Origin of the sequence: Longinema margulisiae (genome assembly GCF_025266855.1) — a bacterium.
GTDB lineage: Bacteria > Spirochaetota > Brevinematia > Brevinematales > Thermospiraceae > Thermospira.
In genome coordinates this window covers 1,080,713-1,092,935 of sequence record NZ_CP053071.1, presented here as the reverse complement: position 1 = coordinate 1,092,935, position 12,223 = coordinate 1,080,713, and the positions used below count along the sequence as shown (strand labels likewise).

11 protein-coding genes are annotated in these 12,223 nt (G+C 45.4%); 7 read left to right on the top strand and 4 right to left on the bottom strand.

Annotated features, from left to right (window positions below):
* Positions 1 to 8: 8 nt before the first annotated feature.
* The 5 genes from BREVNS_RS04930 (at position 9) to BREVNS_RS04910 (ending at position 3,967) form a co-directional block, all read left to right on the top strand.
* Entirely contained in the window at positions 9 to 1,232 is a 1,224-nt protein-coding gene (locus BREVNS_RS04930) for an LL-diaminopimelate aminotransferase (RefSeq protein ID WP_483427938.1), read from the top strand.
* 23 nt (positions 1,233 to 1,255) lie between these two features.
* Positions 1,256 to 1,489 (top strand): FmdB family zinc ribbon protein, encoded by a 234-nt coding sequence (locus BREVNS_RS04925; protein WP_483427937.1) that lies wholly within the window; start codon positions 1,256 to 1,258, stop codon positions 1,487 to 1,489.
* The gene (locus BREVNS_RS04920; RefSeq protein ID WP_483427936.1) at positions 1,486 to 2,316 is read left to right on the top strand and encodes a fumarate hydratase; all 831 of its coding nucleotides are present in this window, start codon (positions 1,486 to 1,488) and stop codon (positions 2,314 to 2,316) included. Before BREVNS_RS04925 ends, BREVNS_RS04920 begins: the two co-directional genes overlap by 4 nt.
* Before the next feature lie 9 nt (positions 2,317 to 2,325).
* On the top strand, positions 2,326 to 3,183 hold the full coding sequence (argB, locus tag BREVNS_RS04915) for an acetylglutamate kinase (RefSeq protein ID WP_483427935.1): 858 nt from the start codon (positions 2,326 to 2,328) through the stop codon (positions 3,181 to 3,183).
* Positions 3,184 to 3,535: 352 nt separating this feature from the next.
* Positions 3,536 to 3,967, top strand: a complete 432-nt coding sequence (locus BREVNS_RS04910) for an arsenate reductase ArsC (RefSeq protein ID WP_483427934.1) — start codon at positions 3,536 to 3,538, stop codon at positions 3,965 to 3,967.
* Here BREVNS_RS04910 and BREVNS_RS04905 read toward each other — a convergent pair.
* From BREVNS_RS04905 to pyrB, 4 genes are read right to left on the bottom strand one after another with little or no spacing between them, the layout of a single operon-like run.
* Entirely contained in the window at positions 3,964 to 5,148 is a 1,185-nt protein-coding gene (locus tag BREVNS_RS04905; protein ID WP_483427933.1) for a hypothetical protein, read from the bottom strand. The genes BREVNS_RS04910 and BREVNS_RS04905 overlap by 4 nt on opposite strands.
* Positions 5,145 to 6,308 (bottom strand): PP2C family protein-serine/threonine phosphatase, encoded by a 1,164-nt coding sequence (locus tag BREVNS_RS04900; protein ID WP_483427932.1) that lies wholly within the window; start codon positions 6,306 to 6,308, stop codon positions 5,145 to 5,147. Before BREVNS_RS04900 ends, BREVNS_RS04905 begins: the two co-directional genes overlap by 4 nt.
* A 2-nt stretch (positions 6,309 to 6,310) precedes the next feature.
* On the bottom strand, positions 6,311 to 8,581 hold the full coding sequence (gene recJ, locus BREVNS_RS04895; RefSeq protein ID WP_483427931.1) for a single-stranded-DNA-specific exonuclease RecJ: 2,271 nt from the start codon (positions 8,579 to 8,581) through the stop codon (positions 6,311 to 6,313).
* A gap of 5 nt (positions 8,582 to 8,586) precedes the next feature.
* Positions 8,587 to 9,498 carry an aspartate carbamoyltransferase gene (gene pyrB, locus BREVNS_RS04890; RefSeq protein WP_483427930.1) on the bottom strand — a complete coding sequence of 304 codons (912 nt, stop codon included), beginning with the start codon at positions 9,496 to 9,498 and terminating at the stop codon, positions 8,587 to 8,589.
* A 134-nt stretch (positions 9,499 to 9,632) separates the two neighbouring features.
* On the opposite strand from pyrB, the gene BREVNS_RS04885 reads away from it, so the two are divergent.
* Together BREVNS_RS04885 and feoB are read left to right on the top strand one after the other, a co-directional pair.
* Positions 9,633 to 10,019, top strand: coding sequence for a metal-dependent transcriptional regulator (locus BREVNS_RS04885; RefSeq protein ID WP_483427929.1), 387 nt, complete (start codon positions 9,633 to 9,635; stop codon positions 10,017 to 10,019).
* Positions 10,003 to 12,204 (top strand): ferrous iron transport protein B, encoded by a 2,202-nt coding sequence (gene feoB / locus BREVNS_RS04880; RefSeq protein ID WP_483427928.1) that lies wholly within the window; start codon positions 10,003 to 10,005, stop codon positions 12,202 to 12,204. The genes BREVNS_RS04885 and feoB overlap by 17 nt, the downstream gene beginning before the upstream one ends.
* Positions 12,205 to 12,223 lie beyond the last annotated feature (19 nt).

The window sequence follows — 12,223 nt, the reverse complement described above, 5'->3', positions numbered from 1 at the left end:
GGAGATAGATGGTTCGGGTAAACGAAAACTATACCCTTTTGCAGGGAAGTTATCTCTTTTCTGAGGTAGCTAAAAGGGTAAAGATGTATCAGCAGAATAACCCTGAGAAAAAAATTATTCGGCTTGGTATTGGTGATGTGACACAACCCTTGGTTCCTTCAGTAGTAAAAGCCTTTCAGGAAGGTGTGGAAGAAATGGCAAAAAAAGAAACCTTCCATGGCTACGGTCCTGAGCAGGGGTATGAGTTTCTCCGGGAGGCGATTGCTCAGGTGGACTTTCAGAGGAGGGGTATATCCATTACCGCTGATGAAATCTTTATCTCAACAGGGGCAAAGGAAGATACCGCGAACTTTCAGGAGCTTTTTGATACGAAAATTTCTCTTGCTATTCCTGATCCGGTGTATCCCGTCTATGTGGATAGTAATGTAATGGCGGGAAGAGCGGGAAAATTCTCTCACGGAAGATACACTAACTTTTTTTACCTTGATGCCACTATTGAAAATAATTTCAAACCAGAGATTCCAAAGAAGCGATTTGACGTGGTATATCTTTGTTTTCCCAATAATCCCACGGGTCAGGTTTTAACAAGGGAGGAGTTAAAGGCATGGGTGGAATATGCTCATAAACACGGGAGTATTCTGCTCTTTGATGCCGCGTATGAAGCCTTTGTTGAGGATCCTTCCATTCCGAAGAGTATTTTTGAGATTGATGGAGCTCGTGAGGTAGCGGTGGAGTTTCGAAGTCTCTCGAAAACAGCTGGTTTCACAGGAACCCGGTGCGCCTACACGATTGTGCCAAAGGAGGTGAAGGTATATACGAAAAAAGGGCACGCCCTTTCTCTTCATTCTCTCTGGTTTCGTCGGCAGTCCACGAAATTCAATGGAGTCTCCTATCCTGTACAGAAGGCAGCAGCCGCCGTTTTTACCGCTGAGGGACAGAAGGAAATAAAAGAAGTGATTGGATACTACAAGGAAAATGCTCGGCTTATTTATGAAACAATTGCGTCACTTGGTTTACCCTGTACCGGTGGAAAACATTCTCCCTACATATGGTTTAAGACCCCAATGGACTCTTGGCGATTTTTTGATTATCTTTTAGATAAGGTGCAGATTGTAGGAACACCAGGGATTGGCTTTGGAAGAAATGGCGACGGGTATTTCAGGCTTTCGGCCTTTGGAGAGAGACAGAACGTGCTCGAGGCTATAGATCGTTTGAAAACACTTTCCTGGTAAAACGAGAGATAAAGGAGGTTTCCATGCCACACTACGATTATGTGTGTCTTGACTGTTCTCACGAATTTGAGGCTTTTCAGATGATGAGTGAGGCTCCTCTTGAGAACTGTCCTTCCTGTGGGGGAAAGGTAAAGCGAAAAATTGGTGGAGGAATGGGTATTATTTTCAAGGGGAGTGGTTTCTACGTAACTGACTACAAGAAGAGTTCTTCTTCGGAGGGAAAGGCAGAGGGAAAGTGTGAGGGGTGTTCAAAGTGAAAAAAATACGAAAAAAGGATTTTGTTCGCCGTATGGAGGAGGCTCTCCATACGGCGCATTTTTCCTTAAGGCCGGACGTCTTCGCTTATTTTGAAAGAATAAAAGATGAAGTGCCTTCTGGAGCCAAAGAGATTGTTTCCGTTTATCAGGAGAATGCTTTTCTTGCCCATCAAGAAAAGAGGGCGCTTTGTCAGGATACGGGATATGTTCAAGTTTATCTCTATCATGGAAGGGTTTGTCTTGATTTTCCCCTTCAGGCTACGATTGAGGAGGTAGTGCGCTCGTTTTATAAGAAGCATCATCTTCGGGCGTCGCTTGCCCATCCTCTCACCAGAGAAAATACAGGTGATAATACCCCTGTTTTTCTTACCACGGAATGGACAGAAGAGGAAAGATTAGAAGGGGTGATTCTCATAAAGGGAGGGGGATCGGAAAATACCACAAGAAGTCGGCTTTTTCTTCCTACGGATGGTTTGCCAAAGATAGAGGAATGGATTGTGGAAGAGATGAAGTCCATCGGCTCCAAGGGCTGTCCTCCTTATCTTTTAGGTGTGGGAATTGGGGGGACTTTGGAAAAGGCTCTCAGTGCTTCCAAGCAGATGCTCCTAAAACCATTGGGATACCGTTCTTCTGATGCCACGGCCAATGAGATAGCGCATTCTTTGAAGCAAAAAATCAATTCCCTTCCTATTGGTTTTCAGGGATTGGGGTTTGGGGAAACGGTGATGGATGTGTTTGTCAAGATCCTTCCTTGTCATATAGCGACCCTTCCTGTGGCTTTTTCCATAGGGTGCAATTCAGTTCGTCAGGGACATTTTTCTCTTTAGGAGAGGGATATGGAAAGATACATCGAAAAAGCAAGAATCATTATGGAGGCACTCCCTTATATTCGGGAGTTCTCCGGAAAAACGGTAGTCATCAAATATGGTGGCAATGCCATGGAGTCCCCAAAACTCAAAGAACTGGTGATGCAGGATATTGCCCTTCTGAAATTGGTGGGGATCAATGTAGTGATTGTGCATGGTGGGGGACCAGCCATTTCTGAGATGATGAAGCGTTTGGGAATGGAGCCAAAGTTTGTTGATGGATATCGATACACGGATGAAGAGACCATGATGGTCACAGAGATGGTCTTGAGTGGGCTTATCAACAAGGAACTGGTGGCCGCCGTCAATGCCCATGGGATAAAGGCGGTAGGACTTTCGGGAAAAGACAATCGACTGATTGTGGCAAAAAGAAAAGGTCCAAAGGATATAGGTCTTGTAGGCGAGATTGTTTCTATTCACCCGGAGGTCATAGAAACCCTTCTTTCTGGGGGATATGTGCCGGTTATTTCTCCGGTTGGTGTTGGAGAAGATGGAACAACCTATAACATTAATGCTGATGTGGCGGCAGGTGAGATAGCCATTGCCCTTCGGGCGTACAAACTGATCTATATGACGGATGTCAAGGGTATCTATGAGGACATCAAGGATGAGAAGACCTTCCTTTCTACGGTTGATGAGAAAACCATTGCAAGGCTAAAAAAAGAAGGACGCATCAGCGAGGGTATGATTCCCAAGATAGATTCCGCCTTGAAAGCGGTAAAAAGTGGGGTGGAAAAGGTGCATATCATTGACGGAAGGATTGAACATTCGATCCTTCTTGAGCTTCTTACCGATGCAGGAATAGGAACAGAGATTGCCAGGGGATAGAAGGGCAGAAAAAAACAACAGGAAGGCTATGGTAGGTTTGTGCCGTAGCCTTTCTTTTTTTGAAAGGGAGTGGGTCTACTTTTTGAGACCCTTGCACGGGTGTTTTCTTACCCTATTTGGGTCAGGGGCTACGCCCTTTTTCCCCGCTTTTTCTATTTCCAAGGGCTTATTTGTCTTTTTTTGTTCAAAGGAATAGTTTTATTTATTACGTTAAGGAACATTTTTATACTATTTTTTGTTTTTTTACTACTTTTTTGAGACCTTCGCACATTCGTGCAAAGGTCTTTTTTTGCTTTTTTTCTTCTTTCTATGTATAATAAACATACTAAAACAGTATAATTTTGGAGGATGTATGGCAAAGAAACGGGTGCTTTTTGTGTGTATTCACAATTCGGCGCGAAGTCAGATGGCAGAGGCTTTTTTGAATCGGATAGGAAAGGAATTTTTTGAAGCAGAGAGTGCCGGGCTTGAACCAGGAAAGCTGAATCCTTTTGTTGTGGAAATTATGGCGGAGATTGGGTATGATCTTTCCCAGAATAAGACAAAATCCGTTTTTGATCTCTATAAGGCTGGAAAGACCTATGATTATGTGATAACCGTCTGCGATCCTGAGGCCGCCGAGCGTTGTCCTATTTTTCCTGGAAAAGTGGAAAGGCTTCACTGGGGTTTTCGGGATCCTTCTTCCTTTCAGGGCACCGACGAGGAAAAGCGAGCCTTTACCAGACAGGTGAGAGACGAGATTCAAAAAGCAGTAGAAGAGTTTGTGAAAACATACAAAGGTTAACTTATTTTTCTCTTCTGCATCCATCGAGCCATTTTGATGAGAAGATCGGTGAGAAGATAGGAAGGTTGAAGCGTACTCTTTTTGAGAGAGATTTTGAGAGAGAGGATTTCTCTTCTCCATTCAGCGACTTCTGAACTGTAGGTGAGAAATTTTCCTGCTTCTGTAGTGGGCTCCTTTTTCCCACGAATACTTTTCTGGTGATGGAGCCAGCGAAGTCTTAGCTCTTCAAGAAGACTATCCAAGAAAAATTGGGTTATCCATGGACTTGAAGAAGTCTGTTGGACAAAATCAAAAAGATCATCCCCATACTGGACACGAAAGCCAAGGTCGTCAAGAAAAAATTTTGCCAACAGAGAAGCTTTTGAGTGTTCCTTGAAAAGAGATTCTCTCATATGGAGGGTACAACTTGAAAAGGAAGAGGGGGTCCCCAAAATCTCTTCGACAAGGTGTGGGGAGAGAGTGGGCAAGGAAATCACGAGGCTTCGAGAGACAATGGTGGGGAGAACATTTTCGATGGCATTGGTTTGGAGGATGATCCGGCTATGAAGTGGCATTTCTTCAAAGAGTTTCAGAGCAGCATTCTGGGCTTCAAGAGTGGCCATTTCCCAGCCACCAATGAAGGTGAGACGGGGGGCATCACTTGTATACTGGTGAAAATGGATAACCTCCTGAATAAAAGCGATAGGAATACTTTTTTTCTTTGTGATTTCCTCAGCAAGGGAAAGAATATGTTTTTTGAATTCTTCGTCTTCAAGAAGGGTTTTTGCAAAACTTTGTTGCCTCAACAGAGTATGAATGAGGGTTCGAAATTCATCAAGGCTGTGAGAGTGTTTTTTGTATGAGAGGTGGGAGGTTTTGATTTCCTTGAGAAGCATAAGCTGGGAAAGGTGGGCAAGAAATTGAATACCCCAGAGCTGGAGGTGAGAGGTTTGAAGAGGGGTAGGATGGGAGAGATAATAGGAGAGTTTCATATCGTAGTCATCAGGTCGAAAAAATTGAAAAGAGGGAGAGAGGAGAAAGTCTTCCCCATAAAGTTTGGCAAGAGTCGAAAGCACAAGAGAGGTTTTTCCGGTTCCTGGTTCTCCACTCACGATGAGAAGTCTTCCCTGAGATTGGGTGAGAATACGTTCTAAGAGAAGAGGGTAGTGACTATTGCCCTTCCAGGTAAACGAGGAGATCATAGGATTTTCTCCAGCATAAAGATAGTGACATCATCCTCAAAGTGGTAGGCGTACTCTTTGGCAATGCGATTATACAGATTGGCCAAGGAAAATTTTCCATCTTTTTCCAGGGATGTGAGAATCTGCAGAAAACCGGAGATAGAAAGCATCTCTTTCGATGGAGATTGAATTTCATAGATGCCGTCGGTAAAGAAGAGAAGTCTTTTCCAGGACTTGGTGCTGAAGCTATTGAGATGAAAAATCGCCGGAGAAACCACCCCAATAGCCACAGAATTTTTGAGTTCTACTGTGGCAAAGGTCTCTGTTTGAACAATGGGGGGAGGAGAACCCGCGGAGATGAGATGAATGGTTTCTGATTCCTCATCACAGAGACCAAAGATCCCTGAGAGAAAGATTCCCATAGCCCCATATTCTTTTTCCATTTCCCCGTTGATCCATTCCACATACCTTTGAAGATGTTCAGCGGAGGCTAAAGACCTGGTGGCTATCCATTGCTGGGTGAGAAAGTTGAGATGAAACCCCACAAGGGCTGCTCCAACGCCATGACCGGAAACATCCAACAGAAAGAAGAAGGTTTTTTCGTGGGGAAAACTGGTGGCAAAGTAAAAGTCTCCGCTGGCGATATTGTAGGGATGCCATATAACCTCAACATGGTGATGTTTCATGTGGAGGTTGGTCATCTTTTGAAATTTTTCCTGAACATGGGCTGCAAATCGGATATCTTCTTCAAGGCGACGATTTTTTTCAAAAAGGCTTTTCATGTAGTAGTTTCTTGTGAGGATGTTGTTGATTCGGACTAAAACCTCAAGGGGATTACTTTCCTTGGGGATAAAGTCTTCCGCCCCCTGCTGAAGGCACTGAAGAATGAGATTTTCGTCTGAGGAATGAGAGAGAACAATTACGGGAAGATTTCTTGTTTTGATATTATTTTTGAGTGTTTTGAGAATATCCACGGCGGTTGTTTGATGAAGGATCATGTCAAGAAGAACGAGGTCGGGGGGTTTAGTGAGCATGGCCACCAGGGCCTGGCTTTCCTGTTGAAAGGAGGTGATATGGGAAAATCCGGCGTCTTTGAGAATTTTCTCAAAGAGGTGCAGGCTGGTAGGTGAATCATCAACAAGGAAGATGGAAGCATCGAGGATTTCCCGTTTTATCTGCATGGTTATCCCCTTTCGTAGGGATGAAGGGCTATATCCACCAAATTGAGGCGTACCTGCTCTGTTGAGTTGTAGCGATTGATTTCAGGAACAGCCACGATATCAAACCACTGATCGGCAAACTTCTCAAAACCAAAATTGGTGAGGGTTTCCTTGAAAGCCCATCCCACCGCAGGAAGACTGGTCTCCCCTTTGACAACAAAACACTGAAAGTGGTCTTTTTGTTTTCCGAAAAAGTAGGCATTGGCGAGTTTCACTTTGGAGATAAAGAGACGGGGGAGTTCGTTTCCTGTACCGATGGGTTCCATCATGGTTTCAAGATAGCGAAGGTTTTCAAGGGTGATGTCTGAGAGTCGGTCTATCTCAAGGTCTATGACAATTTGATCTGGGGTAGCATCTTGTTGAGATTTTTCGTAGTATTCCAGGACACGTTCTTTGAAGATGGGAAGCTTTTCATTGGCTATTGTGAAGCCGCCGGCTGCCTTGTGTCCACCAAACTGAGAGAGAAGATCGCTACAGTGTTCAAGCATTTCGATCACATTGAAATTGACGGCGCTTCGGACGGATCCAATGGCTTCTTTTTCCTGGACCGCAATGACCACAACGGGTTTCTGGTACTGGAGAGAGAGCTTGTTGGAGAGAAGCCCTGTAGAATTTTTGGAAATTTCATTACTTTCAAGAATGATCACGGTTTCATCAAGGATCTCTGCGGTGAGTTTTTTTTCAATGTTTTTGAGGTTGTTGTCAAATTGTTGACGACGTTCGTTGTCCTTGTTTACGATATGGCTGAGGAGTTCATCAACCTCATGGATTTTTGAGGAGAGGAGAAGTTCGACACTGATGCTTGCCTGTCCTACTCGTCCCGGGGAATTGAGCATGGGGGCTATGCCCCAGCCTATATCCTTGACACTCACCTTCTGGATGGGAATTTGTTGGGACTGGATGAGCTTGATGAGGCCAATGGAGGAGTACTTGATAAACTCAAGGCCATTTTTTACGATGGTGCGGTTTTCGTTCACCAGGGGCATAATATCGGCTATGGTTCCAATGGCCGCTAAGCTCATGATGTCCTGAAGGGATTGAATGAGGGGGTGATTTCTTTGAAGGATCATGGACCTATAGACGCGAGCACAGAGTTCTGCGTCGGCCGAGGCACGATGAAGTTCAGAGGGATTCACATAGATGCCTAATTCTTCAGCCACGGTAGAGAGTTTGTGGTCTTTGATCTTGGGAAAAAGTATCTTGGAGAGTCGAAGGGTATCTTCAATGGGGGGAGAAAAGTGTTTCCCGATGTGTTTTCTGATGGCCTGCTGGAGAAAACGCATGTCAAAATCGGCAATATTATGGCCAATGATTTTCTTATTGGCGGTGAAGGACAAGAATTTTTCCAGGGCTTCTTTTGGGGGAATTCCGTCTCTCTCGAGCATTTCAGGGGTAATTCCCGTGAGTTGAGAGATCTCTTTTGGGAGAGGCTTCTCTGTCTTGAAAAAACATTGAAAGCGGTCTATCACAACGCCATTTTTGACCTTGACTGCCCCTATTTCGATAATATCATCACGTGAGGGATTGAGCCCTGTGGTTTCAATGTCGCAAAAGATGAGTTCCTGGTCATGGTATTCATGGAGAAAATGGGCTTCAAGAAGAGCCCAGGCAAGGTTCATGGCCACGCTGGCACCACTCAGAAGGGGAAAGGGATACCCACTTTCAGGTATTTTGGGATTGATGAGAGCAAGGGCCTCGGGGAGTTGCTGCCGTGGTTCATGGTGATCCGTAATAATGACGTCAAGTCCCAATTTTGAGGCGAGCTTGACCTCATCGATAGCAGTGATTCCACAATCCACCGTAATGATCAGATCAAATCCTTCAGAGGCTGCCCACTGAATAATATCGGTGGAAAGGCCATATTTATCATCTCCTTCTGGGACACGAAAAGCCACGTTGGCTTTGAGTCTGGACAGGGTCTTGTGAAGGATACTGGTCGCGGTCACACCATCGACGTCTTTATCTCCAAAGATAAGGATGTTTTCTCCTTCTTTGATGGCCCCAAGAATTCTTTTGACCGCTTTTTCCATATCCTTGAAGAGAAAGGGGGATGGGAGCTGAAGAAAATGTGGTTTTAAGTAGCCAAGGATTTGTTCCGTAGTTTGATACCCCCGATTGATCAGGGTTTTCAGGAGAAGATCCATCACGGGGAAAGGAAGACAGGCCTTGATCTCCTGAAGCTTTTGTTTGGGGTTGGTGGGCATGATCCAGAGGCGATTCTTGACTGATACCATAGAAACTATCCTACAAGAATTTTTTCAAGTAACGCCATACGGATATAGAGCCCATTGTGTGCCTGGCGAAAGTAAGCAGCCCGGTGGTCGTTATCCACTTCATAGGAGATTTCATCAACACGGGGAAGGGGGTGCATAATAATGGCATGAGACTTCATACGGGAGAGGATTTCTTCGGTGATGATATAGATGCCCCGTGTTTTTTCGTATTCTACGATGTTGGCAAACCGTTCTCTCTGGATACGAGTCTGATAGATCACATCTACCTGAGGGGCCACTTCCTCAAGGCTTTCTGATTCGGTGAAGGGAATGTTTTGGCTGGTCAGGTAGGCTTTGATATCGTCTCGCATGCGGACATTGGGGGGAGAAACAAAGAAGAGCCGGATATTCTTGTAGAAGGAGAGAAGATACGAGAGAGAGCGAACGGTTCTTCCATTGGCAAGGTCTCCCACCATGGCCACAGAAACCCCATCGATATGGCCCAATTCCTTCTGGATGGTGTAGAGGTCGAGAAGAGCCTGAGTAGGATGTTGTCCTGTTCCATCTCCGGCGTTGATCACAGGAATGGGAGAGACCTGACTTGCCCGAAAAGCGGCGCCCTCTTCAAAGTGCCGGATAACGATAACGTCTCCATATCCTGAGACCACGCGGATGGTATCTTCAAGGGTTTCTCCCTTGGCAGCAGAAGAGAATTGAGCAGCATTTTCTGTTGAGACCACATTTCCACCCAACCGAATCATGGCTGTTTCAAAGGAAAGACGGGTGCGGGTGGATGGTTCATAGAAAAGGGTGATCATGATTTTATTTTGAAGAAGGGTGGGTTTTGGGGCTTTTTCAAGTTTGGAAGCCCTCACAAAAAGATCCTCAAGTATCTCTCTTGTGAATTGTTGTGCCTCGAGAACATGAAAAAGAGCCATGATGTCCCCTTTCTTCCTTTTGGGATATTATAGGAGAAAGGAGAGAAAAAATCAATTTCCAGAGAAACCTTTTTCTTGACAAAAAGTTTGTCTATATTTATAATATTAGTGTAAACTAACTTTGAGGGTGGATAATGACAGGAAGTCTTGAGGATTATATTGAGGCCATTTACCTTTTGGTGGAAAGTCATGGTTTTGCGAGGGTGAAGGAAATAGCAGAGAGACTGGGTGTTTCTAAGCCGTCGGTTATTCAGGCACTCAGGCAACTCAGTCAGCAGGGTCTGATTGAACAGGAAAGGTATGGGTATATTCGTCTCACAGAAAGTGGTGAAAAAACGGCTTCTCGGGTTTTTCGACGGCATTATCTCTTGAGGGATTTTCTGGTGGCACTTGGGGTGTCTTCAGAAACGGCCGAAAAAGATGCGTGTCAGATGGAACATATTGTGAGTGATGAGACCATGATGGTGATAGAGGGGTTTTTGTCAAAACAACAGGGAGGAAAACATGACCGAGACGCTTGATAGAGTTTTAGAGGGAAAACGATTTCGGGTGAAGCAGATACTCGGGGAGGGAAGGGGGTTTCATCGACTTCAGGAATTGGGACTCACGTCTATTCAGGAGGGAGTGGTTATTCGAAATGGCAGGGGTCCTGTTTTGATAGCTATTCAGGGAAGACAGGTGGCGGTGGGGAGGGGGCTTGCTTCTCGAATTCAGGTAGAGGTGATGAGGGATTTTCGCTATAAACAGCTGGCCTTGATCGGTCAACCCAATTGCGGAAAAACCCTGATTTTCAATCGACTCACGGGTTCTAATCAGCATGTAGGGAATTGGCCTGGTGTTACCGTGGAGAGAAAAGAGGGAGTCGCCCTGGTAGGGGGAACCCCACTGCCTGTGATTGATCTACCCGGTATTTATAGTTTCTCCAGTCTCAGTGAAGAAGAAGAGGTAGCCAAGGCTTTTGTGTTAGGGGCACAAGACACCCTTTTTCTTCATGTATTGGATGCTACACATCTTGAGGCAAATCTTTATCTCACCGTTCAGTTGGCCCTGATGAGGGTGCCCATGGTTCTCGTGGTCAATATGATGGATGAAGCGGAAAAGGAGGGGCTTTCTCTTGATTTGACGAGGCTTTCGGAACTCTTGGGGGTGCCTGTGGTGGGGATCTCTGCTCTCAAGGGAGAGGATATAGCAAGGCTCAAAGAGGTGATTCTGAGTGTTTTAGATAAGGAAATCTCTGTTTCTCTTAAGTTAGGCCAGGATGAGGTGGCCATGGCTATAGAAAAGATAGCCGAGGTGTTTGCTTCGAGTGGTATGGGCTTTTCTTTCTGGAAGGCGTATAGTTTTCTTGAGAGTGGGGCGGAAGAGACGCAGAGTGAAGAGATCAGAAAAAAGATTTTTCAGATTCGAGAGGAACTGGCTAGCAGGGCAAAGAGGGATTTGGGAAGTGTGATGACAGAATGGATTCTGTCTCTCTGTATGGGAATTTCCCGGGAGGTGGTGAAGAGAAAGCTTATCTCTCTTCAGGCGAAGAGAAGGCTTACAGCCTTTCTTGATACCCTTTTTCTCCAGCCCTTTGTTGGGATGGTGATATTTTTGAGTGTGATGGGAGGGATTTTTTATACCACCTTTCAGATTGGGGCGTGGCTTTCAGGTTATATAGAAGAAGGTTTTGCGTCTCTTGCTACCCTGAGTTCGCGTATACCTGTGCCCTGGCTGGCTTCTTTAGTTTCCGATGGGCTTATTGGGGGTGTGGGGAATGTCCTGGTGCTTTTTCCCTATATTGTGGTTATGTTTTTCTTGCTTTCTTTTCTTGAAGACTCGGGCTACATGGCACGAGGGACCTTTCTTGTGGATAGGTTTATGCACAATTTGGGGCTTCATGGGAAGTCTTTTGTCCCACTTGTGTTGGGTTTTGGTTGTTCGGTGCCGGCTCTCATGTCCACCCGTATGTTGGATAACAAGGGGGATAAACTCAAAACGATGATGATGATCCCATTTTTTTCCTGTTCGGCACGTATGCCGGTTTTTACCCTTTTTGCGGCGGCCTTTTTTGGCAAAGAGGGATGGATCATGGTGCTTCTTTTGTACCTGATAGGGATAGGGGTGGCTATAGCGACGGCCTGGTGGTTGAATAAAACCCTTCTCAAGGAACATTCTGAGGGGCTTATTATGGAATTACCTGTTTACAGAATGCCTGCCCCACTCAATCTCTGGAGTAATACCTGGCTGAGAAGTAAGGAATACCTTGTTCGGGCGGGGAGTATTCTTCTTGTTTTTTCTCTTGTGCTCTGGGTTTTGTCGGTGCTTCCCTGGGGAGTGGAAGTAGGTTCGGCCGATTCGCTTATTGGTCTCATAGGAAAATCTCTTGCCTGGATATTTTCCCCTTTGGGTTTTGACTGGAAGATGACGGTGGCTTTAGTTAACGGCTTTTTTGCCAAGGAAATTGTTATTTCTACTCTTGGGGTCCTATATGGGGGTGGAGAGGAAGGGCTTTCGGTTCTTTTACCCCGCATGATGAGTTTACCCACCATGGTTTCGTATATGGTCTTTGTGCTTTTGTATATTCCCTGTGCAGCCACTGTGGCTACCCTTCGGGCAGAAAGCAGGTCCTGGAAATGGACTTTGTTTGCCATTTTTTACGGACTTGTGGTGGCGTGGGTACTGGCGTTTGTGGCTCGATGGTTCGTAGGGCTTGTGGTGGGGTGATGGAAGGGGCTCAGAGAGA